A 24,659-nucleotide genomic window follows, 5' to 3' on the forward strand; every position below is an offset into this window, starting at 1 on the left:
GGGCCGTCAGCCGGCCGACCTGACGAACGCCTTGAGCGCGACCTCGCAGGCCTCCCGGCGGAAGCTGTCCCGCTCGGCGCGGCCGCTCGATTCGCCGAGGCGGGGAATGTCATAGCAACCATCGGCACCCGCCACGCCACCGTGACGGCGCCAGAACCGGTCATACGCGGCAGCGGTGACACCAGCCCGGCGATCCAGGGGATGCGCCGCACAGGAAACGCCTCGCACGCGTTCGATGCCGTAGTACGTGGCCAGTGCACGCACCACCGCCAGCAGCAGGTCGCGGGGACGCAGCCCGCCGCTGGCCCGGCTGAACCGGGCGATGGCGCCGCGACCCAGATAGGCCCACGAACCGCGCATGGCACCGACGAGCAGGCCTTCGGTGCCCCCGAAGGTGATCGCGCAGGACGAGATCACTTCCTTGTCCCCGTTCAGCAGGTACAGCCCCAATTCCCCGGTGCATTCGCTTTCCGGCGCGCGCGCGTGCAGGTAGGCCACTTCACCGTCGCCAAGCGGCAGCGTGGCGAGGCGCACGTCGTGCCCCTTCAACAGACGGTTGCTCAACCGCTCGGGAAACTCCCGCGCGACGAACCGGTAATGGGCTTCGATGAGGCGTGCGCGTGCGGCCAGGTCGAAAGACCGCGAGATGTAGTGCGACTGCCAGCGCTCGTACACCCGCGGGTTGAACTCGGCAGCCGCCCGCATCGCCCGCGAGGACCCGACCAGCCGGAGCCACTGGGCCTGGCGGCGGAATGCCGTGAGCGTGCGCAGGAGATAGGTGAGCCGGCGCTCGGGCATCGGCCGGGAACGTCGCAAGATCGCGCGCCGCCGTGCATGGTCGAACACCAGGCCCAGGGGGCCGCGATCCTGGCGGGGCGACTTCCAGCCTAGCGGCAGGTCGTCGAAGGGCGCGCTGTGGGGGTAGCGAGGCTGCATACCTACAAGACGTGCGGCGATCCTGAAATTGAAATGCCGTTTTAGTGGAAACTTCCGCTTTGGTGGGAGCCGACCCTGTCGGCGATGGGAGCTTGCAGCAACCTGGCCCGCTGCCGCGGGATCGCCGACAAGGTCGGCTCTCAGGCGATCAGGCGCGGCGCTTGCGCCGCTCGTCTTTCCAGACGATCCACGCCGCCAGCAGGGTCAGCAGTGCCATGGTGAACCAGGTGATCGCATACATCAGGTGGTTGTCGGGGAAGGCGATGACCGTGAGCCCCCCGACCGGGCCGTCGTTGCCATCGCCGCGTCCGGGCGAGGACGCCGCGTCGGCATCCACGAAGTATGGCGCCACGCTGTCGAGGCCCATCGCCGCGGCGATGGCGGCCACGTCTCGCGAGAACCAACGGTCCTCCGCGGGCTGATTCGGCTGGAGAAACGCACCTTTCGGTTCGCTGATGCGAAGCAGGCCGGAGACCGAGGTCTCCCCGGATGGGCCTGGCGTGCAGGTCGCCCTGCCGCCACACCAGGTGGGCGAGACGAAGCCACGATTCACGATCACGGTGTCGCCATTGCGCAAGCGCAGCGGCGTCAGCAGCCAGGAGCCCATGCCGAGTTCGGTACTGGCACGGACCCGCACGCTCTTGTCCTGCAGGAAGCGGCCGGTGAGCTTCACGCGGCGGTATTCGTCGTTGGAAGCGCTCACCACAGACCACTGGCCTCGGCCAGGCGCATCCACTGGTTCAGCGTGCACCCGCGCGTCCACGCGAGCGACCAGGTCGTGCTTCCACGCCCGGCGCTGTACCTGCCAGACGCCCAGCGCGACGAACCCGGCGAACAACACCACCCCGAGCAAGGCCATCAGGCCCAGAACCAGGACGCCGCGCGGTCGGCGCGGCGTCCTGGTGTCGTCGGCGCCTTCCCCGCTCAAGGCAGGTTCTTCACCTGCTGCTCGGTCATGTCATGGGACATGCCCGGCATCATGTTCGAGTTGAGGTGGAACATGACCCAGATCGAACCGGACAGCGTGATCACGACCAGCACCAGCGTGAAGATCAGCGCGAGCATGTTCCAGCCGCCTTCCGACTTCGTGTTCATGTGCAGGAAGTAGATCATGTGCACCACGATCTGGATCGCGGCGAAGGTGAGGATCACCACCGCCAGCGTCTGCGAGTTCGGGATGACCTTGCCCATCACCAGCCAGAACGGGATGGCCGTCAGCACCACGGCGAGGAAGAACCCCGTCATGTAGCCCTTCAGCGTGCTGTGGCTGTGACCATCGTCGTGGTCGTGGTGATCGTGCGATTCGATGTGCGCGCTCACGGCAGCACTCCCATCAGGTAAACGAAGGTGAAGACGCCGATCCAGACCACGTCGAGGAAGTGCCAGAACATCGACAGGCACATGATGCGGCGCTTGTTGGCCGGCGTGAGCCCGAAACGGCCCACCTGGAACAGCAGGGTGATCAGCCAGATGATGCCGAACGTCACGTGCAGGCCGTGGGTACCGACCAGGGTGAAGAACGACGACAGGAACGCGCTGCGCTGCGGACCCGCGCCTTCGTGGATCAGGTTCGCGAACTCATACAGCTCGATCCCGAGGAAGGTGGCGCCGAACAGGCCGGTGACGATCAGCCACGCCATCATCGTTCCCTTGCGGTTCTTCTGCATCTCCAGCACGGCGAAGCCGTAGGTGATCGAAGACAGCAGCAGCATCGTCGTGTTGATCGCGACCAGCGGCAGTTCGAACAGGTCGGCGCCGGAAGGGCCGCCGGCATAGCTGCGGCCGAGCACGCCATAGGTGGCGAACAGGCAGGCGAAGATGAGGCAGTCGCTCATCAGGTAGATCCAGAACCCGAGCAACGTGCCGTTGGCCGGGTGGTGGTCTTCCTTCATCCAGAACTGGATGTCCTTGTCCGCGATGGCGGCGGAGGGCGTGGCGTTCATATCAGACATGGGCGGCAAGCTCTTCCGTGCGGGCGGCCTCGGTCCGGGCCACGACGTCGGCGGGAATGTGGTAATCGCGCTTGTAGTTGAAGGTGTGGCCGATGGCGGTCACCAACAGGGCTACGAACGCGATGCCTGCGATAAGGAACATGTGCCAGATCATCGCGAAGCCGAGCACGAAGGCGATACCCGCGATGATGATGCCCGCGCTGGTGTTCTTCGGCATGTGGATCGGCAGGTAACCTTCCGTGCGGCGGCCGGCGTTGCGCTCCTTCATGTCCCACCACGCATCGGATTCGTGGATGATCGGCGTGAACGCGAAGTTGTATTCCGGCGGCGGCGACGAGGTCGACCATTCCAGCGTGCGACCGTGCCAGGGGTCGCCGGTGACATCGCGCAACTCGTCACGGCGCTTGTAGCTGACCCACAGCTGGATAAGGAACGAGCCGATACCCAGCGCGATCAACACGGCGCCGAAGGCGGCGATGCGGAACCAGATCGCCAGCGACGGATCCTCGAAGTGGTTCATGCGGCGGGTGACGCCCATGAAACCGAGCACGTACAGCGGCATGAAGGCCACGTAGAAACCCACCAGCCAGAACCAGAAGGAGCACTTGCCCCAGAACGGGTCGAGCTTGTAACCGAAGGCCTTCGGGAACCAGTAGTTGATACCGGCGAACAGACCGAAGATCACGCCGCCGATGATCACGTTATGGAAATGCGCGATCAGGAACAGGCTGTTGTGCAACAGGAAGTCGGCCGGCGGCACCGCCAGCATGACGCCGGTCATGCCACCGATCACGAAGGTGACCATGAAACCCACCGTCCACAGCATCGGCACCTCGAAGTGGATGCGGCCGCGGTACATCGTGAACAACCAGTTGAAGATCTTCGCGCCCGTGGGGATCGAGATGATCATCGTCGTGATGCCGAAGAACGAGTTGACGCTCGCGCCGGAACCCATGGTGAAGAAGTGGTGCAGCCATACCAGGTACGACAGCACGGTGATCACCACGGTGGCGTACACCATCGACGCGTAGCCGAACAGGCGCTTGCGGCTGAACGTGGAGACGACCTCGGAGAAGACACCGAACACCGGCAGCACCAGGATGTAGACCTCGGGATGGCCCCAGATCCAGATCAGGTTCACGTACATCATGGCGTTGCCGCCGAAGTCGTTCGTGAAGAAGTTGGTGCCCGCGTAGCGGTCGAGCGAGAGCAGCACCAGCACCGCCGTGAGCACCGGGAAGGCCGCCACGATCAGCACGTTGGTGCACAGCGAGGTCCAGGTGAAGATCGGCATCTTCATCATGGACATGCCGGGTGCGCGCATCTTCACGATGGTGGCGATCAGGTTGATGCCGGAGAGGGTCGTTCCCACGCCGGCCACCTGTAGCGACCATATGTAGTAATCCACCCCGACATCCGGACTCTGCGCCAGCCCCGACAAGGGCGGATAGGCGAGCCAGCCGGTGCGGGCGAACTCACCCACGAACAGCGAAGCCATCACCAGCAAGCCACCGGCGACCGTCATCCAGAAGCTGAAGTTGTTGAGGAACGGGAAGGCCACGTCGCGCGCGCCGATCTGCAGCGGCACCACGTAGTTCATCAGGCCGGTGACCAGCGGCATCGCCACGAAGAAGATCATGATCACGCCGTGGGCGGTGAAGATCTGGTCGTAGTGGTGAGGTGGCAGGAAGCCGGGATTGCCATTGAAGGCGATGGCTTGCTGGGCGCGCATCATCAAGGCGTCGGCGAAGCCACGCAGCAGCATCACGATGCCGAACACCATGTACATGATGCCGATCTTCTTGTGATCGATGCTGGTGAACCATTCGCTCCACAGGTAGCCCCACAGCTTCGCCCGGGTGATCAGGGCAAGCAGCGCGATGCCTCCGATGGCGACCATGATGAAGGTACCGACGAGGATCGGCTCGTGGTATGGAAACGCCTCCAGGGTGAGGCGTCCGAAGATCAGTTTGGCTAGATCGGGCATGTTCATTACCGGACTCGGCAAGGCTTGAATTCTGAGGAGGCCGCCGCTCTTAGAGCGGACGTCCGGCAGGTGTCATCGGCTGGCCGGCGGCGCCGTTGCCGACGCACAGGGCGCCGACATAGCGCTGGCGGGCGTCGGCCAGGCCGACTCGCGCTCGGGTCGCGGCGTCCAGCGAGGTGACGTTGTAGGTGCCCACGACGCCCTGGCCGCCCTGCGCGTCGATCGCCGCCATGTCGTTCATGCACATGCGGTTGGATTCGACGCAGCGGTTGAGGATGGCGTGGTAGAGGCCGGGAGCGACGGTGCCGTAGTAATGGACCGGCTCTTTCTCGCTCGGCTGCTCGAGCTTCAGATAGTCGTCGCGGCCGAGCTGGTCGGCGCTCGCCCTGGCCTTCGCCACCCAGGCATCGAACTCGGCGTCGGACAGGCTATGGAAGCGGAAGCGCATGTCGGAGAAGCCGGCGCCGCTGTAGTTGGCCGAAATGCCCTCGAAATCGCCGGTTTTGTTCATCACCGCATAGAGCTTGGTCTCCATGCCCGGCATCGCGTAGATCATGCCGGCGAGGGAGGGCACGAAGAACGCGTTCATGACGGTCGACGCCGTGATGTGGAACTCGATGGGACGGTCGACCGGGGCGGCCATCTCGTTCACCGTCGCGATGCCCTGTTCCGGATAGAGGAACAGCCATTTCCAGTCCAGCGCCACCACCTCGACCACCAGGGGCTTCGTGCCGGGGGCAACGGCACGGCCCTGGGAGATCTGCTCCAGGGGGCGGTACGGGTCCAGCTTGTGGGTGCTGGTCCAGGTCACGGCGCCCAGGGCGATGATGATCAGCAGGGGGGCCGACCAGATCAGCAGTTCGAGCACCGTGGAGTGGTTCCAGTCCGGTGCGTATTCGGCACGGGCCGCCTCGTTCGACGCCCGGTATTTCCAGGCGAAGATCAGGATCATCGCGATCACCGGGACGATGATGATCAGCATCAGCACCACGGAAATGATGATCAGGTCGCGCTGCTGACGGGCGATGTCGCCCGAAGGGGATAGCAGCACGGCATCGCAGCCCGACAAGAGCAGGGCCAGGGCGGGGATCAGCAATCCGCGCAACATCTTCATGGACATTCGCATGATGGAGGCAACCGTGGGGACACGAAAAAATACGCCGATACGCCTGCGCAGACCATAGGACACTTTGTCCCATGGCTCTACAAGCCGAGTAGTGCGATCCTTGGCTATCCTGCCATCCACCTCCCCGAGCGGGCCGAATACGATGTCGAGCATTTCACACGCCCATCACAATGCCGCGGAAGGCGCCGAGAACGACGTCCGCCGCCAGCACCAGACCAGCCATGCCGCCGTTGCCCCGGGCGAAATCGCCGTGGGCGTGGTGATCGGCCGGGCTTCGGAATACTTCGACTTCTTCACGTACGGCATCGCGTCCGTCCTCGTGTTCCCGTCGGTGTTCTTTCCGTTCCTGAACCAGCTGGACGGCATCCTGCTGGCCTTCACGATCTTCTCGTTCGCCTTCATCGCGCGCCCCATCGGCACGACGCTGTTCATGGCGATCCAGCGCAACTGGAGCCGGAGCACCAAGCTTACCGCCGCCCTTTTCCTGCTGGGCACCTCGACGGTATGCATCGCGTTCCTGCCGGCCAACACGTCCAACGGCTACACGGTCATTGTGATTCTGTCGGTGCTGCGCTTCTTGCAGGGCATTGCGCTCGGCGGCTCCTGGGACGGCCTGCCCTCCCTCCTCTCGCTGAACTCGCCGAAGAACCGCCGCGGCTGGTACGCCATGCTCGGCCAGTTGGGCGCCCCGACCGGCTTCCTGATCGCCGCGTCGCTGTTCCTGTTCCTCAACACCCAGTTGTCCCGCGAAGACTTCCTCGGCTGGGGCTGGCGCTATCCCTTCTTCGTGGCCTTCGCGATCAACGTCGTCGCGCTGTTCGCCCGCCTGCGCCTGGTCGTCACCGAGGAATACACCCAGCTGCTGGAAGAGCGCGAGCTGGAGCCCATCGGCATCATCGAGATGGTCCGCGCGCAGGGCTACAACCTGTTTATCGGCGCGTTCGCCGCACTGGCCAGCTACGCCCTGTTCCACATAGTGACGATCTTCCCGCTGTCGTGGATTTCCCTCAACCGCTCGCAGGACATCAATAACGTCCTGGTCGTGCAGATCGTCGGCGCCTTCGTGGCGATCCTGGCCACCGTGGCCTCGGGCGTCATCGCCGACAAGGTGGGCCGCCGCAATACGCTCGGAACGATGGCCGTGCTGATCGGCTTGTTCGCCATCGCGTCGCCCTGGCTGCTGGGCGGCGGCAAGATCGCCCAGGATGCCTTCCTGATCATCGGCTTCGCCCTGCTCGGCCTCTCCTATGGCCAGGCCGCCGGCACGGTCACCGCCAACTTCGCCAAGCGCTTCCGTTATACGGGTGCGGCCCTGACCTCCGACTTCGCCTGGCTGATCGGCGCGGCCTTCGCCCCGCTGGTGGCACTGGGCCTTTCGGCCCGGTTCGGCCTGGTGGCGGTCAGCGCCTATCTGCTCTCGGGCGTGGCCTGCACCCTGCTGGCCCTTCGCATCAACAAGGCCTTCGAGACGGACCGGAACAAGGCCTGACGGGGCGACCCCCGAAATAGCCGCCCGATTCCCGGCGCCGTGCCCATCCGGCACGGCGTACGCTACGCCTCATGCTCTTCGACCTTCCAGACCACGAGACGCTCTACCGGGCCCTGCTCGAACGCGATCCCGCCTATGAAGGCCATGTCTTCGTCGGCGTGACCAGTACGGGCGTTTTCTGCCGGCTCACCTGCCCCGCGCGGAAGCCGAAGCTCGAGAACACGCGTTTCTTCGACTCCGTCGCCGGCTGCTTCGAGGCGGGCTTCCGCCCCTGTCTGCGTTGCCGTCCGCTCGATCCCGTGGGCCAGCGCGAGCCCATGGTCTCCGCCCTGCTCCGGCGGCTGGAAGAGGAGCCGGAGCGCGTCTGGTCGGAAGACGACCTGGTCCGCCTCGGCTACGATCCGTCCACTGTCCGCCGCGCGTTCAAGCGTCACCTCGGCCTGACCTTCCTCGACATGGCCCGCCTGCGCCGGGCCGGGCGCGGCATGGACCGGCTGGCGGCGGGCGCCAGCGTCATCGACGCGCAGCAATGGGCCGGGTACGACTCCGGCAGCGGTTTTCGCGAGGCCATCGTCAAGCTGATCGGCGACAGCCCCGCCGAACTGCGCGGGCGTGAGTTGCTCAAGGCCGACTGGATCGAAACGCCCATCGGCAGCATGCTCGCCGTCGCCGATACGCACGCCTTGCACCTGCTCGAGTTCTTCGACCGGACGGCCCTGCCCAACGAATTGAAGCGGTTGCGCGAGGCGAGCCGCTCCACGATCACGTTCGGCCGTACGCCGGTCATCGACCGGATCGAGGCCGAGTTGCGCGATTATTTCGCCGGAACCCGCCTGGTCTTCGAAACACCACTCACCCTGCACGGTTCGGTGTTCACCAAGGCCGTGTGGGACGAGCTGATCGCCATTCCGCCGGGGACGACGCGCAGTTACTCGGACATCGCGGCGGCCGCGGGGCGGCACACGGCGGTCCGGGCGGTGGCCAGGGCCAACGGGGCGAACCAACTGGCCATCGTGATCCCCTGCCACCGGGTGATCGGGGCGGATGGATCGCTCACCGGGTACGGCGGTGGCTTATGGCGGAAGGATTGGCTGCTGCGACACGAGAGGAAGGCCGCGGCACCTTGATCGCGGACAGGGTCCGCTCCCACCACCGCTCATGCTTGGTGGGAGCGGACCCTGTCCGCAATGGGTGCTAGCCTCACCCCAGCACCGGATACGGCCCTTCCGCGAATACCTCGTCGTGATAGCCCTTCACGCCGATGGCCCGCGCCAGCTCGCTACGAAAATCCTCGCCACGCCGCAGGCATGCCAGCACGAAGGGAAAGTCGCGCTTCGGCGTCCAGCCCAGGTCGCGACGGGCCCGCGCACTGTCGTACACACGGTCGAGCGACGGCAGCAATTTCCACCCCTGCGCCGCATAAAGTGCGTCGACTTCCGGGAACAGTCCTCGCACCACGGCAGCCGCATCACGGCGCAGCGCGCTGACCTCGTTCCGCGCAAAAGGTGTCGCCGCGGAGACGATGTAACGACCGAACCCTAGCGCGGGCGCCTTGTCGAGCGCGCACAGATGGGCCTCGACGATGTCCTCGATGTCGGCTCGCCGGTACAACAGCTCGTTGGCCTGCATGTTCAACGTGGCGTATTCGGAGCGGACGCTCGCGTTGTCGTCGTCCTCGGGAAAGAAACGCGAGGTGCGCAGCACGAGCACCGGCAAATGCTCCTTGCGCGCGATCAGTTCGCACATGCCTTCGGCGGCGATCTTCGTCGCGCCATAGATGTTCTTCGGCACGGGGACGACGTCTTCGTCGATCCACGCCGCCGGCTCGCCGGGTGCGGGAGACAACGCCGCGCCGAACGTGCTCGTCGTACTGGTGAAAACGAACGAGCGCACGCCATGCGCCACGGCCGCCTCCAGCAACGCCACCGTACCGCCGACGTTGGTGTCGATGAACTGACGTTTCGAATGCGTCGCGACGTGGGGCTTGTGCAACGTCGCGGCGTGGATCACGCGCGTGACGCCGGACATGGCATCGCGCACGAAGGCTTCGTCGGCGATGGAACCGACGATGTCCGTGTGTGACGAGGGCTTGATGTCGATGCCCTTCACCGTGCGCCCATCCGCTCGCAGACGGCGCACCAACGCCTCGCCGAGATGACCCGCGCTGCCTGTGACGAGAATGGTCATCGCATGCTCACCAGATGAGGTCGTCGGGCACGACGAACTGCTTGTAATAATCGTCGACATCTTCTTCTGAAGGTGCGGCCGCGCCTTCCTTGCGGCCGTGGTCGAGCACGATCATGTCCGACGCCCTGGCATGGATCTTGTCCGCCGGCGCGCGGGGAATCAATTCGTAACCCTCGCCGGCACGCGCGATCGCCAGCGCACCGGATGCCAGTTGCGCACGCAGTGCGTCGTTGACGAAGATGCTGGCGATCTTCTCGCCGTCCGGGAACCGATAGGCGCTGTCGCCTTCGCGCTTCACCTTGGTCGTCTCGATGATCTGGCGGACCTGGGCGCGGATTTCCCGCGCTCGCGCCTCGGCATTGCGCTCCGCGGCGAGCGCGCGGTCGCGTTCGGCACGCTCGGCCTGCAGCTTGCGCGCGTCGACGGATTCCTCGACCGGCGGCGCCGGCGCCTTGCCCTGCCGCTGCTTGGCCTGGTCGCGCACGATCTTGGCGGCCTTGTCTTTCTTGACAAGGCCAGCCTTGAGGAGTTGTTCCTGTAATGGATTGCGCATATCGAGCATTTCGTTCCGCGGGGCCTCGATTCTAGCCCGAAGGGTTGGTTACATCGCGTTACGTGCCTAGGCTTGGTGGCCTCCCCGGAGGTAGAACGAATGCTAGCCCGAACTTTCCCGCGCTCCCTGCGCCTGAGCCTGGCCCTGGCCACGCTCCTCGCCACCCCCGCTTTCGCGGCCGACCGGCTGCCGCCACGCACCGAATGGAAGGCGAGCAGTTCGTCCCAGCAGGTGCCCGCGCTGGCCCCGCAACACGCGATCGACACGGATGAGACCACCCGATGGGGCGGTGCCTTCAGCCCCGGCCAATGGTTCCAGGTGGATCTGGGCAAGGTGGCGAAGGTCGGCGGCGTCCGGATCCATTGGGACAGCGGTTTCGCCGCCTCGTATTCGATCCAGACCTCCGTGGACGGCAAGGACTTCCATCCTGTCTACACGGTGACGGACTCGCCAGGCGGAACGGAATACCTCGTGTTCCCGGCCACCGAGGCGCGTTTCGTACGCCTTGCCGCGCCGGCCCGGACGGCGGACTGGGGCGTGTCCGTCTTCGAGTTCGAACCGTTCGCGGCGAGCGACGCGGCCCGCATCGACGGACTCGACGGCAAGGACGACGGCGCTTCACTCTGGTCCGACGGCCACGCCAGGGGGATCGCCGGCAAGGGCCCCGGAGGCACGCGGCAACTCGAGATCGCCCTGCCCCGTCCGCTGGACATCGCAGGCGTTGAAGTGCTCTGGGACGGACCGCGTGATGGCGCCACGCTCCAGGCACGCGACGCCAGGGGCGCATGGTCGGCCCTGGACAGTGACCCCGGCAGTCTCGGCGAAAGTTCGTACCTCGCCGCCCGCGAAGCACGTGATGCCGGCGCTCTGCGCCTGGTTGTCGGCATGAAGGATGGCGCGACACCCCGTATCAAGCGCTTGCGCTTTCTCGGCCCGCTCCGGGCGATGACACCGATGAAGCGGTACCAGATCGCCGCATCCCGCGCCCATGCCGACCTTTTCCCGTCGTCGCTGCACATGCAACAGGTGTACTGGACGGCCGTCGGCGTGCCCGCCGGGCTGCAGAAGTCGATCTTCGACGAGTACGGCAACATCGAGCCGTTCAAGGGCGGCCCGCAGATCCAGGCGATCTGGCGCGACGCATCCGGCCGCACGGCCGTCTCCGACGGCGCCGAACGCTCGCACGCGCTGCGCGACGGCTGGAAGCCCATGCCATCGGTCAGCTGGACGGTGCAACCCGGCTTGTCCATGACCAGCGAAGCGGTGGCGGTGCAAGCGAGCGGCCAGCCGGTCGTGCTCCTGCGTCATCGCCTGCGCAATACGGGCACCACTCCCGTCGACGGCACCCTGTCCCTTGTCGTGCGTCCGATCCAGGTGAATCCACCCTGGCAGAACGGTGGCGCTTCGCCCATCCACGACATCGCGATCACCGGCGACACGGCGAGCACGAACGTCCGGGTGGAGGGACGGACGCTGCTCGCCTCGCTCACGCCGGTGGATCAGGCGGGCGCCGCGCCGTTCGGTGCGCATGGCGAGACGGAGATCACGGCGAACGCGGCCGCCGGCACCGTTCCCGGCGCGAAGGAAGCACACGATGCAGACGGTCTCGCCGCCGGGCTGCTCGGCTATCGCGTGCACCTGGCGCCCGGTGAGCAGCGCGACGTCGTGCTCGTTTTCCCGCTCGGCAATGCACCGGCCGATGCGAATGGCCGTCTTCCCGAGCCGCCGCCCGTCGATCGTTCGGTCTTCACCGCCGCCGGATACGACGTCCTGGCGGCCAGGGTGTCCGACGAATGGCAGAAGCGCCTTGGCGGCGTGGGCATTTCGCTGCCGGACAAGTCGCTCGTGGACATCTTGCGCTCGCAAGCGGCGTACATGCTCGTGAACCAGACCGGCCACGCCATGCAGGCCGGACCGCGCAACTACAACCGCTCCTTCATCCGCGACGGGGCCGCCACCGCCTCGATCCTTTTGCGCATGGGCGAGGTAAAGACCGCACGCGACTACCTCGACTGGTACGCGGCGCACGCGGTGCACGAGAACGGCCTCGTCTCACCGATCCTCAACGCCGATGGCAGCGTGAACCGCGGCTTCGGCTCGGACATCGAGTACGACAGCCAGGGCGAATTCATCAACCTCGTCGCCGACGTGGCCCGCTTCGGCGGGGGCCCCGACAGCGTCAAGGACTACCTGCCCAAGGTCCGCGCGGCGATGCGTTTCATGCAGGAATTGCGCGAATCGCACGATGGTGCCGGGCTACCTGTCGAACCTGCCCGCGCCGGAACGTTTCCACGGGATCATCGCGCCGTCGATCAGTCACGAAGGCTATTCCAGCCCCACGCACAGTTACTGGGACGACTACTGGGCGCTGAAGGGCTGGCATGACGGTGCGTGGCTGGCCGAGCAATGGGGCGACAAGGAACTGGCCGCCTATGCACGCGAGCAGTACGCCGCCCTGCGCGAGTCGGTGCGCAAGTCGATCGAGACGACGATGGCGTGGAAGGGAGTGGACACCATTCCCGCCGCCGCGGACCTCGGCGATGGCGATCCCACCAGCGTGTCCATCGCGCTCGATCCGGCGGGGCAGATGGACGTGCTTCCCCACGACGCGCTGGTGAAGACCTTCGACCGCTACCTCGCCGACGTACGTAAGCGCGAAGCGCCCGGTGAATTGTTCGCGTACACGCCGTACGAACTTCGCAACGTGCTGACCTACGTCTACCTCGACCGGCCGGACGACGCCGCCGAACTACTGGCCGACGTCGTTCGCGACCGGCGGCCACCCGAGTGGAACATGTGGGCCGAGGTGGTGCATTCGCGCCTGCGTCATCCCGGTTATCTCGGCGACATGCCGCACACCTGGATCGGCTCCGAGTACGCCCGCACGCTCTTCGGCATGCTCATGCGTGAAGCGGACGATGGACTCTACCTGTTGCCGGGAGCACCGGCATCGTGGGTGGCGGGAGAAGGCCTGTCGGTAACACGACTGCCCGTCGCCTACGGATCGTTGAGCATGAACGCGCGACGCGACGGCAAGACCTTTACCGTGACGCTCGACAAGGGCATTCGCGCGGGCACGCCCGTGCGGGTGTTCTGGCCCGGGCGGGAGAAGCCTGTGAAGGTGACGGTCGACGGCAAGCCGGCGAAGGCATGGGATGCGGATGGCGTGAAGCTGGCCAAGCCTTTCCATACCCTGGTGGCGGAGTATTGATCCTGATTTCTCACATGAAGTCGACGCGCACCGTGATGGGACGGCTGAACGTCCCACCCCGGACCGTCGGCTTCGACTCCCGCAGCCGCACATTGAAGACGAAGTCCTTGCCTGTGCCGACGGCGTTGAACCTCGCCTGCTTGCCCGGCTCAATGATGTTCTTGTCCGGATCGCCCAGCTCGAGGCCAACGTTTTCAGGACCCGATAACGAGAATAGCCGCGGGTCGTCCTCATCCGCATCGCTTGCGTTGCCGAAGACGAAACCGGCCACGAGCCCGATCGGCTCGAGGCACTCCTTCATCGTGAGACGAAATTCCTTCCATGGCGTCGCACGATCGGGAGTGGCGAAGTTGCTGGCATTGAAATCGCCGACGTGGACATCCTGGTTGAGGCTCTCCGACGTGATGCTGCAGGCCGGCCTGCGGAAGACCAGGTCATAGATCTCCATGGAGCGGAAGACCACCAGGCCACCCCCCTGCCGGTCGATATTCGATTGCGCGATCGGGCCTGCATCCACGGCACCGAACTCCACGGGGCCTTCCGTTCGATAGATTTCATAGCGAATGGTGTCGTGGTCGCTACGGACTTCCTCGCCCTCGGTGAACGTGCGGGAGAAGGTATGCGGGAAAGGCTTCGGCTCGCCCCCGTCGTCGTCCTTCAGGTACAAGCGCACCCCGAATCCTGAAGGTTTTCCGTTCACGCTCAGTGGGTATGGCGCACCTTCAGGTACCGTGCCCTGCCATCGACCGCGCACCTGCACCGTGCCTGCGCCGCAAACGAGCAACAACTGGCCCTCACCGGCAGCCTCGCCGGCGCGAACCATCGTTCCTGGCTCGATGTCGTTATAGACGTCGACGAATGTCGTCTGCCCGATCTGGTAGGTCGCCAGGTTTCGCTTCACGCAGCCGCTTAAGGCCATCGCTGGTGCGACGTGACATCCCGCGATCAGCATGGTGGCCCCGACGATGTAGCGGGAGAAGGGCTTCGTTCGGATTCTCATCAATCACCTCTTTCCGTAAGGTCGACATCCACGACGGCGTCGTGTGTCGGAAAATGGCTGTCCAGCCACGCGGCCCAGCGCACCGCCCGGCGGATCAGGTCGGCGCGGTAGCGCATGTTGTATTTCGGCGTGCGCGAATGGTAGTTCGACGCTCGCGTCCATATGTCGCCCTTGTCATGGCGAAGGTGTCCGCGTATCCGCCAGGCAGCGAGCATGAAGGGGTAGCAACCCGGTGCGGCGACGTCCGCGGCGGTGATGCCGTAACGATCGAGGTCGCGAAGGTAGGCGGTGTTGAACTGCAGGGCGCCGACATCGAAGGTTCCGTTGTCGTTGCGCACCCACTGGCCTGGCTTGCCTGCCTCCTTTTCGGCCACGGCGAGCAGGAGGTTGGCAGGGACGTCATAGGCGAGCGCGGCTCCGAGGGAACACGTCACCATTTCCTGGCGCTCTGCCGGAACGTCGGGCAAGGTGTCGATCACTCCGGGAGTTCCGGTGATGCATCGTCGATGGGTTGTGGCGGAATGCTCTTGCCCAGGGGTTGTTTACCGTGCCTCGGCGGCGACCGGTCCCGGTCTTCTTCCTGGCGGGCGGAGGCATGTTCGTCGTCCACCGTGGGGACCCATGTGACGTTGACGCTCCTCGCCGGAATCGCGTGCTGGATGCTGGCCGTCGCTCCATCGAGGGTAACGCCATCAGCCGTCTCGCTCCTCGTCGACTGCACGGCGGAGTCGGCCACATCGCTCGGCTGCTCGGTCGGGAGGCTGGGAAGCAACGTCACATCGATGCTCGAATGCTCTCCAAGGGCGACGTCGATCTCACCGCTGACGCTTTGAACATCGGTTGAAACCTTTAAGCCGGCATCAGGCACTTCTCGCTCGTCCGGCAGGCCGGCGGGTTCGGCCACTCCGGTAAGACTCCTTTCAACCGTCCCGTGATCTTCCGACTGGCTCGCCGGAATCGAGAGCGGGGTATTGGCCGTCGCTTCATGAGCGGTAGCGCCATCAGCTGTCTCGTCTCTTGAAGACAGCACGGCGGATTCAGGCACGTCGCCCTGCTGCCCTTTGGAAAGGTTCGTCGGCACGGCCTCATTGATGCTCAAGTGCTCTGAGCCGGCGACGCCGGTTTCTCCGCTGACGCGCCGGGTGACATTGGAGACCCCGACGTCGGTGTTACGCGCTTCTCTTTCGTCCGGCTCCGTCAGGGACTCGATAGCTTGCGCATCTTCAATATGCGTCGGCATGGAAGTCACTCGTGCCGATTCCGGATGCAGTGCGGCCGCTTCGATGCTCTCCAACTCCGCCAGGTAGTCGGGCTGCGCCATTCCGCGGTCGGTACTGAGACCGGTGACACCGGTGGCCCCGCGAACGTCACCATGGATCTTCGCCGTGATGCCACTCGCCGACACACTCTCCCCGGAATCTCCCCGCATGTCTCCGGGAGCCGCCTCTCCTGCCGGCGCTGAGCCGCCCCTGACGACGTCGTCGACGGAAGCCGGCGCACGGCCATGCCAACCAGCGACGGGCGAGGATGCCGGTGCCGGCCCCATGGTCGACAGGTTCTGCGTGGCGGTGAAAACACTGCCGCCGGTGGTTTGGTGGTACGGATTCGACGAGCGGGCCATCCCGAACGAATCAGCGGCCGTTCCCACGTGGAATGGATCGCTCATACCACTGGTGACGGAAGCGGATCGCTGCACGGCACTCATCACGGATTCCGTCCTGCCGGATTCCACATGCCCCGCCGCGAAGCCACCATGACTCCCGCCACCGGGGAGCCGGGTGGCCGCCGTGGCCATCGCGGCGGCACCCGCACTGGCAATGGCGGTGCCGGCGGCATTCGCCGAGCCAGCGTACATACCGAGCGTCGAGCCGGTCACGAGCGTGTACAACAACTGGGGGAGCTTGGTCGAAAGCACCATCATCACGATCGACCCCGCCAGCATGAGGCCAAGGTTGGGGAAATCGGTGGCGCCGCGGCGATTCGGGTCGAACTCGAGCTGATCGAGGAATCCCGCCGCCACGGTGCCGACAATGCTTAGCGCTAACAAGGCGACACCGATCGCGACGACGTGCTTGTAGAAGTTGATCGCTATCGACGAGGTCCATCGCGCCCCGCCGAATCCAAGGAGGAAGATGCCGGCGTAGCCGAGTACCCACGCCATGACCAGCGCGAGCAGGAACTGGGCCGCCATGATGGCGCAGACCACGAGAACGGCGAGAGCGATGCCACCCGCTAGCAGACGGTCGCCATCGTCACCGCCCGACGTTTCCTCCACGGCCTTGTAGAACACGTTCAGGCCCCGGGCCAGGATGCTGTTCGCCTTGTTACGGACCAACTCGTCGGACGTACTGTCGTTCACCATGTTGAAGAAGGAATGGACGATGTCGTCGACGAATCCGTCTCCCCCATCATGAGAGCTTGCGTTGACGAGCAACCAGTAGAACGTACCGGTCACCACGATGAAGCGCAGGAGTTCCATCAGCATCTCGCCGATGTCCTGGCGCACGATCAGCATGCCCATGGTCCAGACCAGGCTGATGGTGGCGAGGGAAGTGAACAGCGTCTTCGCCGCCTCCAGGATGTTCTCGTTCAACGGGTAGTCGGTGAACTGCTTCATCACCTCTCCAGCCACGTCGCGCACCGCTATGGGATCGGCGAATGCGGCGGGGACGGCCATTATCGAGAGCACGGCGACGAGCGCCCGCTGTCCTGCGGTAAATGAATGCATGAGTCCGATCGGAGGAGAGAATCGTGGGGTGACGAGCAAGCTTCATCCGGCGGTGCCTTGCAGCACCGCCGGGCTCATCAGTACTTGGGAAGCGGAGTCAGGCTCTGGCTGACGGCGCCTTGCAACCCGGTGCGGAGGCGATCCTTGACCGCGATGGCGCGGGCATCCTTATCGGCCGCCGCGTGCGCCTCGACGGCGCGCGATGCCTCCGAAACCATCATCATCGAGCGCAACTTCATGAGCTGGTTCACCTCGGTAACGGCCAGTGCGTTCGCTACCTGCAGCTGATGTCCGTGGCCCTGGGCTTTCTCGCCTACCTTCGCTATTTTTACGAGATCCGCGAGTTCTTCAGTGAAGGCTTTCTGTTCCGCGCCGACGGCCTCGATCAAGGCGTCATTGGCAGCCTTTCGTGCCTCTGACCCCTTGAAGGCCACGTCCAGCGAACTCGTGGACTCGATAGAGCCCTTGTAGTCGCTCGCTGTCTTGAACTTGCTATTGAACTTGCCCACTTCGTTCCAGTTAGTGATCGTGTCCAATGTCGCCTGCACGTCTCGCGGAATGGGAATGATTTCCTCCCCATTACCATTGATTATCCAAGTAAAGTATGTATCGATGTCGTAGTTTTTCTGGGTCAGCACCGAGATATTATTTACCGTTTCCTTCATTACCGACACATTGTTATTGATGTTCGCGGTTTGATTGCTGATGTTCCACGTGTAGTTCTTGATGGTCCCTTTGCCGTCATCTTGCAGCTGATGATTGATCGCCAACAATTGAAAAAAGTTCATCTTGTTGACGAACAGGTTCGCTGCATCCAGTACAAGTACCGCATGTGCGGGCAAGATCATCGAAGCGGAGATTGCGACCGCGAGGCAACGTGCAGTGGTGCGTGTTTTTCCATTCATGGTGAGACTCCAGTTTTTTCCCCGGCGAATCCGGGTATTGGGGAGATGAGATCAGTAATCGAACGCCTGATACGGCTTTTCGAACGTCAGGTCCTTCACCGCCATGACATTGAAGCGGTATCCCGGACGAATTTGCAGATTCGGCGCGATGTCCAGGTTTCTCTCGATCATCTTCGTCGCCACCTCGGCGAACTGAAGCGCCGTGCCCTGGCTGAGGGTCGCTTCGTTCGACGAACCGTAGGGATCGTTTTCAGGATTGACGCGCGACGAAGTCAGACCAGCCGCAATGGCGGACATGAGAATCGCCGATCCGAACAGACGGACGTAGTGACGATCGACCTTGTCGCCGAAGCCGGCATAGCCGGCACTGTCCACACCTTCCATGGCACCGATATCCAGCGCCTTCCCGTCTGGAAACACGATGCGCTGCCAGGCGACGAGTACGCGCGACTGTCCCATCACGATGCTATTGCTATAACGGCCCACCAACTTCGATCCCTGCGGGATGAGCCGATGGCGACCGGTAGGCGTGTCGAAAACGTCCTGGCTCACCTGCGCCGTGATCTGCCCGGGCAGGTCTGAATTGATACCGGAGATCATGGTGGCCGGTATGACGGCGCCAGCCCGCACCTCATATGCAGTGCGCGGCGCGTCCATATCCGACCCGAGCAACCAGCGGTCTTTCTTCTTCCCGCCTTTGCTCTGCGCGCCGTCGAATTTGGAGTAATCGCCGTTGGCGCTTACGGGCACTCGCAAGTCACGGTCCGCCCCCATCGACGAAGCGGCCGCTGGCTTGTCCTTTCCTCCGTCATCGGCGTCCTTCGCAGCTGCGGCCTGCGTCTGATTGCCGACCCCCGTTTTGGCATGCATGGCGGTCTGGAACAGCTTCATGCGCTCCTTTGCCATGCCGTCATCCGCCCCGGCATGCGTAGAAGAACCGTTCGACGTGGTGCCTTGGGGTAAGGGCGGAGCCTCCGGATCTTCGACCCTCGCGACCGGGAACGACGGCACGCGATCCTCGTCGGGATCCGGCACCAGGCCGCCGAGCGCGCCGTGTGCCAGCATCTGGTCGAGCAACTGACTGTTCTCCGGGAGCGCGCCGCTGGTCGCAGCGGTGTCCTGCTTCTTCGACGACCGGCCCCGCTGGGAGGCCACCATGGCGACCAGGACGACGAACACGAGCAGCACCCCGCCGATGATCAGCAACGGCATGTTGTTGACCCTGCGTACGCCGGTCGGCACGTCGCCTTGGCGGGGCGACAACTCCGCATCCCGGTCGAGCTCATCGATACCAGGCGGTTGTTTCTCCATGTCGCTCACTCCCGCCGCGTCCACGCGCCGCCCGAATAGGCGTTTGCGCCATCCAGCACCCACAGGCGCGAGAGCTCGGTATTTCCGACGATTACCGTCACCCGGTACATGGTGCCTTCGAGCGGATCGACCCGGCAGTCGAAGGTTTCCCCGCGTCCTGGCGTCGCGCTGACCTGGAAGCCCTTGCCACGCAAGGCCGCCATCAAGGCCGTGTCAAACGCTCCCGCGCTGGGGCGGGACCTCACCAGAACGGTTCCGGGTGCATCGAATACGTGGCTCATGCCTTCCGCGACATCCTCCACCACCGCACGGCGGAGGGGATCGCGATCGGCCATGCCCGCCTTGGGCGCGATCGGTGCACACGCCGCGGCCAGTGATACCAGTGCCATGACGGAAAAGCAGCTCTTCCTCATCGCCGCCTCTCGATAGCGATCTTGCGCTGGCCGATACCCACGCCGGCGACGAGAACCGCCTTCTCGAACAGGGTATCGACGATGTAACGGCCGTCCTGGACGCGGTAGTTGACCATGACCTCGTCATCTTTCTTGAAGACGCTGCCGCTCTTTCGGATCACCAACAAGGTGGGCGCCTCGCCTTGTGAAAACGTCGACGGCATTTCGATGATCGTCTTCACACCGTCGTTGTAGACGCGAGCTGGCTTGAATGGAGCGTTGCCCGTCACGCGATAGCCGAAGTCGAGATTTCCCAGGTATTCGTTCTGTGTCGCCTCGCCCTTACGGCTGCGCTCGGCGGCCGCGGTCTTCTTGACCGCCGCCCACTTGGACACCGCGGATTCCGGATACGAGAACGCCACGCGAGGCATGTACTCGGTGCGATGAGAACGCAGGCGAAGGTGATAGGTGCGGCGGTCCGTGGTCACCATGAGTGATGTCTCGAGGCCGACATCGAGTGGCTTGATCACCAGGTGCTGGATGGCATCGTCACCCGCACCCGACAACGCGGGCTCGACAAGCCAGCGGACGGCGTCACCGAGGTTCACCGAACTCACCTGTTCACCCGGTTGAAGCTCTACATCGCAGACCTGAAGCACGGCACAGACGATGCTTGGCTGCGATTGCCCATACAGGAAGCGTATGGTGCCGTCGGGCCCGGGGACCGGCTTCACGGATGCGGACGTGGCTGCCACCCACTTGCGCGAGATATCCAGTCCCGCTTTCTCTTGTGGTGTGAGCTTGGGGTTGTCGGCTGAAAAGAACTGGTTGGCGAGATCCGTCTCGGTAGTGGCGGACGCTGTCGCCGCCGCGAGCATCGCCATCGCGGCGACGAGTAGGGCTTTTTTCATTGAACGTGCTCTGTCAGAACTGCTTCGACCAGGAATAGTCGGAAATGTAGATGCCCATGGGGTTGAGACGGATCTGGTCGTCGGACGCATCGGGCGGCATCGCATTGCTTCCCACGTTGAGCAACGCGCGCATGCGGTAGGGCTTACCCATGATCTCGCCCTTGCGCGTACGCTGTGTCTCCAGCCAGTCCACCTGCCAGGTGCTGGCCGTCTGCGGAATGGCCGAGACGACCTCGACGTTCACCGTCTGCTTCTCGGCGCGCTTGAACGGATTGGTTTCGGGAGATCCGTTGAGGAACGCCGTCATCTTCCGCGTGGCCGCACTACCCGATTTCATCAAGGCATATATCTTGAAGATCGCCCGCCGCTGCATGGCGATATCCGGCGTGACGGTGCGCGCATTGACGATGAACTCGGCGGTCGCCGCGCGGACGATGCGCTGATCCACCTTGTCGGCCTGTGAAGCAGGTGCCACCGCCATCGCCTCGCCCAGCTTGTTCACTTCGACCACATAGGGCACGAACTTCGACTGGCTTCCGATGTAGACCACGCCACCCACGGCCGCGAAGGCGATCAACAGGCTGATGAGGGCCACCGCTTGCCACAGCGTACGCGACGCGATCAGGCTTCCTACGTGTGAATTCCAGCTTCGCCGTGCGTTGAGATAGGGATGTGGAGTTCCCGCTGGAATGGCCGCGCCCGGCTTTACCCTCTTCTTCTTGATGGTCATGATCAGACTCCGTAATCCGCTAGGCGCAGGCCCTTGAGTTGCAGCCAGTCGTGCACCCAGGCCTCGCCGTAACGGGCCTCGAGCTTGCGGATGGTGGCGATGGATTCCTTGTCGGTGCTGCCGATGAAGGCCAGGGCGAGGGGGCCGAGGGCGAGGTCGTAGAGTCGCCGCCCCCTATCGGAAACGTAGTAGTAGTGGCGCTTCTGCACCGCGGTGGCGAGGATCTCGATCTGGCGCGTGTTGAGGCCCATGCGCCGGTACAGCGCGGCGGCATCGTCATCGCGTGCGAACGGGTTCGGCAGGAATATCTTCGTCGCGGTGGATTCGACGATGACGTCGAGGATGCCCGAGTTGGCCGCGTCAGACAGGCTTTGCGTCGCCATGATCACGAGGCAGTTCGATTTACGAAGCACCTTCAGCCATTCGCGGATCTTCGCCCGGAACACCGGGTGACCGAGCATCAACCAAGCCTCGTCGAGGATGATCGCGGCTGGCTGGCCCTTCAGCGACGTCTCGATGCGGCGGAACAGGTACAGCAAGACCGGCAGCACGAACTTGTCGCCCAGGTTGAGCAGGTCTTCGATCTCGAAGACGGCGAAGTCCGACAACCGCAAGCCGTCGACGGAGGCGTCGAGCAGGTGCCCCATGGCGCCGTCCGCGGTATAGATCTTCAACGCCTCGCGGATCGACTCGTCCTGGATCATCAATACGAACTCCGAGAGCGTCGTCGCGCCGGACTGCTGCATGGAAAGGATCGCGTTGCCGATCTCATTGCGCTGGGCAGGCGTGGTCTGCACGCCGTTAAGGGCGAGCATGGAGTCGATCCATTCCATGGCCCAGCCGCGATCCGACTTCGAATCCAGGAACTGCAGCGGGCAGAATGCAAGCGTGTCGTCATCGCCGGCCACGTCGAAGTGCAATCCCCCACAGGCCTTCACCAGCGGATAGAGCGAACGCCCCTTGTCGAAGCAGTACAACGACATGCCTTTGTACCGCCGAAGCTGCGCCGCGAGCATGCCCAGGTGCGTCGACTTGCCCGAACCCGTGGGGCCGAAGAGAAACGTATGACCCAGGTCGTTCACGTGCAGGTTCAGGCGAAATGGCGTGGCACCCTGGGTAACGCACTGCATCAACGGAGGCGAATTCGGCGGATACATCGGGCACGGGGCTTCCCCCTGGCCCGTCCAGATCGTGGCGCTCGGCAAGAGATCGGCCAGGTTGAGCGTATTGATCTGCGGGCGCCGTACGTTCTCGACGCCGTGACCGGGGAAGCTTCCGAGCAAGGCGTCCATCGTGTTCACCGTTTCCACTCGCGCGGCGAAGCCGCGAGCGTTGATCGCCTTTTCGATCTGGCGCACGGAACGGTCGAGCCGCGACCGGTCGTCGTCGGACACGACGACCACGCTCGTGTAGTAGCCCTGCGCCACGAGACCACTGTTGATCTCGGCAATCGCCGCCTCGGCATCCTGCATCATGGACAAGGCGTCGTAGTTCACCGATCCACTGTTGGTCTGGAAGATCTGGTCGAAGAATCCCCGTACCTTCTGCCGCCACTTCTTCCGGAACTTCTCCATCTGCTTCAGGGCCTCATGCGGGTCCATGAAGATGAAGCGGTTCGACCAACGGTATTCACTGGGAAGCTCGGCCAGCGAAGCGAGGATGCCGGGGTAGGACTCCAGCGGGAATCCCTCGATCGCCACCACCTGGACGAAGCGACGGCCTATCCTCGGGGCCACGCCGGCCCATATCTCCTGGCCTCCCACCAGTGCGTCGATATAGATCGGGTTCTCCGGCAAGGCGATGGGATGATCCAGCCCGGTGATGCAGAACTGCAACCAGCGGAGAAAATCGTCGTGGGTGAGCTTGCGTCCTTCCTCGGTTACTTTTTCATGCGCCTTCAGGCGCTTCATGCGGAATACGCTGGATAGACGGCTCTCGAAGCTACGGCACTCGCGCTGGAAGTCCGCGACCAGTCCATGCGTCTGTTCGGTGCTGCCGGCGATCTCCGCATCGTCGTCGAACATCATCTCGACGAATTTCCGCTGCGCGATTTGCGGCGGGAAATAGGTGAGCGTCATCACGAGGTAGCCCTCGTAGGTCGTGCCCAGGCTACGGAACAGTCGCCGCCGCTCTTCGTCCATGGCCGCGGAGACCGGATCGGGAAAGTGCGAGGTGGCGACGTCCGCATAATCGCTCGCGGGCCGCCGGACGGCGTCCACGTGGATCATCCATCCGTTCCCCAGGCGCGAGAGGGCCTGGTTGACGCGCATGGATGCCGTCTCGCGCTGCTCGTCCGTGCTGCTCGCGGCGTCGTCGCCTTCGAACATCCACGCGGCCATGAACGCGCCGTTCTTGCACACGATCACGCCATCGTCCGCCACGGCCGCGTAATTGAGCAGATCGGCCACCGCCTGCCCGTGGGGCCGGCGGAAATCGAGCTTGGGCTCGGCATCCAGACGCCGGATGCTCGCGATCAGCAGGAGAACGAGGACGGCGGCGATCGCCGCCATCCCCGCGATGATCCAGACCATCATCGGTACTGACGCTCCTCCGCCGGGCCGTTGAGACGAAACGGCGTGGATCGGGGGGCGTAGTACTTACGATAGCGGCGCTGTCGCATGTAAACGTGGCGCATCTTCGGATCGGCCTTCGCCATCAAGCGAAACACCTGCAATGAACAAATCCACATGGCGGCGCCGAACATGCCCGCCTTTAGTTCTTGTGCGGAGAAGACCAACGCACCCGCCAGCAAGCCGGTGAACATCACCAGTTCACGGTCCCCACCCAGGACAAGGTTGTCGCGATTTCCGGCGCGTCGAATCGGGACGGTACGGATTGACATCAGCTGAAATACCGTAAAGATGGCGTATCAGGGATGACGTATGCCGTGTCACTCAAGCTACGTGTTCCTCCCAGCATGCTAACGACGTTCTTTGCCTGGACCATGACGGCGACGACGAGGACGATGAAGATCATCGTGCGCATGAAGCCAGTTATCTCACCGCCGAAGATCAGCATCGCTCCGCAACCAACGATGCCAACCAATGAAATGGCGAAGGGTACGGGGCCCTCCAGCGACTCCTGAAATTTTCCAAGGCCCTCTTCATAGGGAAGCGCCAATTCCGCATCTTCGGCAAACGCGATTTCTGGCAGCAGGACAGAGACCAGAAGAATCGCCATGGTCGCTAGCAGGCGAAGAACTGAAAATGAGTGCAGCTTCTGTTTCAAAAAATGTGGCATG

21 protein-coding genes and 1 pseudogene are annotated in these 24,659 nt (G+C 64.0%); 3 read left to right on the top strand and 19 right to left on the bottom strand.

The window, feature by feature from the left end; all coding sequences use genetic code 11:
- Positions 1 to 6: 6 nt before the first annotated feature.
- From QFZ41_RS09120 to cyoA, 6 genes are all read right to left on the bottom strand, one after another.
- On the bottom strand, positions 7 to 936 hold the full coding sequence (locus QFZ41_RS09120) for a DUF535 family protein (protein WP_429198466.1): 930 nt from the start codon (positions 934 to 936) through the stop codon (positions 7 to 9).
- Between the two features lie 148 nt (positions 937 to 1,084).
- Positions 1,085 to 1,864: an SURF1 family protein gene (locus QFZ41_RS09125; protein WP_429198467.1), complete on the bottom strand. Its 780-nt coding sequence runs from the start codon at positions 1,862 to 1,864 to the stop codon at positions 1,085 to 1,087.
- Complete coding sequence (gene cyoD, locus QFZ41_RS09130) at positions 1,861 to 2,256, bottom strand: cytochrome o ubiquinol oxidase subunit IV (RefSeq protein WP_306848404.1); 396 nt, start codon at positions 2,254 to 2,256, stop codon at positions 1,861 to 1,863. Before cyoD ends, QFZ41_RS09125 begins: the two co-directional genes overlap by 4 nt.
- Positions 2,253 to 2,828: a cytochrome o ubiquinol oxidase subunit III gene (gene cyoC, locus QFZ41_RS09135; RefSeq protein WP_426287962.1), complete on the bottom strand. Its 576-nt coding sequence runs from the start codon at positions 2,826 to 2,828 to the stop codon at positions 2,253 to 2,255. The genes cyoD and cyoC overlap by 4 nt, the downstream gene beginning before the upstream one ends.
- A 52-nt stretch (positions 2,829 to 2,880) precedes the next feature.
- Entirely contained in the window at positions 2,881 to 4,854 is a 1,974-nt protein-coding gene (gene cyoB, locus QFZ41_RS09140; protein ID WP_429200210.1) for a cytochrome o ubiquinol oxidase subunit I, read from the bottom strand.
- Positions 4,855 to 4,924: 70 nt separating this feature from the next.
- Positions 4,925 to 5,989, bottom strand: a complete 1,065-nt coding sequence (cyoA, locus tag QFZ41_RS09145) for a ubiquinol oxidase subunit II (protein WP_429198468.1) — start codon at positions 5,987 to 5,989, stop codon at positions 4,925 to 4,927.
- A gap of 154 nt (positions 5,990 to 6,143) precedes the next feature.
- On the opposite strand from cyoA, the gene QFZ41_RS09150 reads away from it, so the two are divergent.
- Positions 6,144 to 7,490 (top strand): MFS transporter, encoded by a 1,347-nt coding sequence (locus tag QFZ41_RS09150; protein ID WP_429198469.1) that lies wholly within the window; start codon positions 6,144 to 6,146, stop codon positions 7,488 to 7,490.
- Positions 7,491 to 7,561: 71 nt separating this feature from the next.
- A complete protein-coding gene (locus tag QFZ41_RS09155; protein ID WP_429198470.1) occupies positions 7,562 to 8,617 on the top strand; it encodes a bifunctional transcriptional activator/DNA repair enzyme AdaA in 1,056 nt (351 codons plus the stop codon).
- A 73-nt stretch (positions 8,618 to 8,690) separates the two neighbouring features.
- Here the strand turns inward: QFZ41_RS09155 and QFZ41_RS09160 are convergent, their stop codons facing one another.
- Both QFZ41_RS09160 and QFZ41_RS09165 read right to left on the bottom strand, forming a co-directional pair.
- The gene (locus QFZ41_RS09160) at positions 8,691 to 9,677 is read right to left on the bottom strand and encodes an NAD-dependent epimerase/dehydratase family protein (RefSeq protein ID WP_429198471.1); all 987 of its coding nucleotides are present in this window, start codon (positions 9,675 to 9,677) and stop codon (positions 8,691 to 8,693) included.
- A 7-nt stretch (positions 9,678 to 9,684) separates the two neighbouring features.
- A complete protein-coding gene (locus tag QFZ41_RS09165) occupies positions 9,685 to 10,230 on the bottom strand; it encodes a DUF2058 domain-containing protein (RefSeq protein WP_429198472.1) in 546 nt (181 codons plus the stop codon).
- Between the two features lie 99 nt (positions 10,231 to 10,329).
- On the opposite strand from QFZ41_RS09165, the gene QFZ41_RS09170 reads away from it, so the two are divergent.
- Positions 10,330 to 12,615 carry a discoidin domain-containing protein gene (locus QFZ41_RS09170; protein ID WP_429198473.1) on the top strand — a complete coding sequence of 762 codons (2,286 nt, stop codon included), beginning with the start codon at positions 10,330 to 10,332 and terminating at the stop codon, positions 12,613 to 12,615.
- An 836-nt stretch (positions 12,616 to 13,451) separates the two neighbouring features.
- Here the strand turns inward: QFZ41_RS09170 and QFZ41_RS09175 are convergent.
- The 11 genes and pseudogenes from QFZ41_RS09175 to QFZ41_RS09225 form a co-directional block, all read right to left on the bottom strand.
- A complete protein-coding gene (locus tag QFZ41_RS09175) occupies positions 13,452 to 14,441 on the bottom strand; it encodes a fimbrial protein (protein ID WP_429198474.1) in 990 nt (329 codons plus the stop codon).
- 32 nt (positions 14,442 to 14,473) lie between these two features.
- Positions 14,474 to 14,908: pseudogene (locus QFZ41_RS09180) on the bottom strand (conjugal transfer protein TrbN); the annotation flags it as partial.
- Between the two features lie 8 nt (positions 14,909 to 14,916).
- Positions 14,917 to 17,169 (bottom strand): P-type conjugative transfer protein TrbL, encoded by a 2,253-nt coding sequence (gene trbL, locus QFZ41_RS09185; protein WP_429198475.1) that lies wholly within the window; start codon positions 17,167 to 17,169, stop codon positions 14,917 to 14,919.
- Positions 17,170 to 17,246: 77 nt separating this feature from the next.
- On the bottom strand, positions 17,247 to 18,074 hold the full coding sequence (locus tag QFZ41_RS09190) for a hypothetical protein (RefSeq protein ID WP_429198476.1): 828 nt from the start codon (positions 18,072 to 18,074) through the stop codon (positions 17,247 to 17,249).
- A gap of 51 nt (positions 18,075 to 18,125) precedes the next feature.
- On the bottom strand, positions 18,126 to 19,385 hold the full coding sequence (locus QFZ41_RS09195; protein ID WP_429198477.1) for a TrbI/VirB10 family protein: 1,260 nt from the start codon (positions 19,383 to 19,385) through the stop codon (positions 18,126 to 18,128).
- Positions 19,386 to 19,390: 5 nt separating this feature from the next.
- Entirely contained in the window at positions 19,391 to 19,774 is a 384-nt protein-coding gene (locus QFZ41_RS09200; RefSeq protein ID WP_429198478.1) for a hypothetical protein, read from the bottom strand.
- A 20-nt stretch (positions 19,775 to 19,794) separates the two neighbouring features.
- Positions 19,795 to 20,688: a P-type conjugative transfer protein TrbG gene (gene trbG / locus QFZ41_RS09205; protein ID WP_429198479.1), complete on the bottom strand. Its 894-nt coding sequence runs from the start codon at positions 20,686 to 20,688 to the stop codon at positions 19,795 to 19,797.
- A gap of 13 nt (positions 20,689 to 20,701) precedes the next feature.
- The gene (locus QFZ41_RS09210; protein ID WP_429198480.1) at positions 20,702 to 21,418 is read right to left on the bottom strand and encodes a VirB8/TrbF family protein; all 717 of its coding nucleotides are present in this window, start codon (positions 21,416 to 21,418) and stop codon (positions 20,702 to 20,704) included.
- A 2-nt stretch (positions 21,419 to 21,420) separates the two neighbouring features.
- The gene (locus tag QFZ41_RS09215; RefSeq protein WP_429198481.1) at positions 21,421 to 23,952 is read right to left on the bottom strand and encodes a VirB4 family type IV secretion/conjugal transfer ATPase; all 2,532 of its coding nucleotides are present in this window, start codon (positions 23,950 to 23,952) and stop codon (positions 21,421 to 21,423) included.
- The gene (locus tag QFZ41_RS09220) at positions 23,949 to 24,260 is read right to left on the bottom strand and encodes a conjugal transfer protein TrbD (protein WP_429198482.1); all 312 of its coding nucleotides are present in this window, start codon (positions 24,258 to 24,260) and stop codon (positions 23,949 to 23,951) included. The genes QFZ41_RS09215 and QFZ41_RS09220 overlap by 4 nt, the downstream gene beginning before the upstream one ends.
- On the bottom strand, positions 24,260 to 24,658 hold the full coding sequence (locus QFZ41_RS09225) for a TrbC/VirB2 family protein (RefSeq protein ID WP_429198483.1): 399 nt from the start codon (positions 24,656 to 24,658) through the stop codon (positions 24,260 to 24,262). The genes QFZ41_RS09220 and QFZ41_RS09225 overlap by 1 nt, the downstream gene beginning before the upstream one ends.
- Between the last annotated feature and the right edge of the window lies 1 nt (position 24,659).

It is taken from the genome of Luteibacter sp. W1I16 (assembly GCF_050434905.1).
Lineage (GTDB): Bacteria > Pseudomonadota > Gammaproteobacteria > Xanthomonadales > Rhodanobacteraceae > Luteibacter.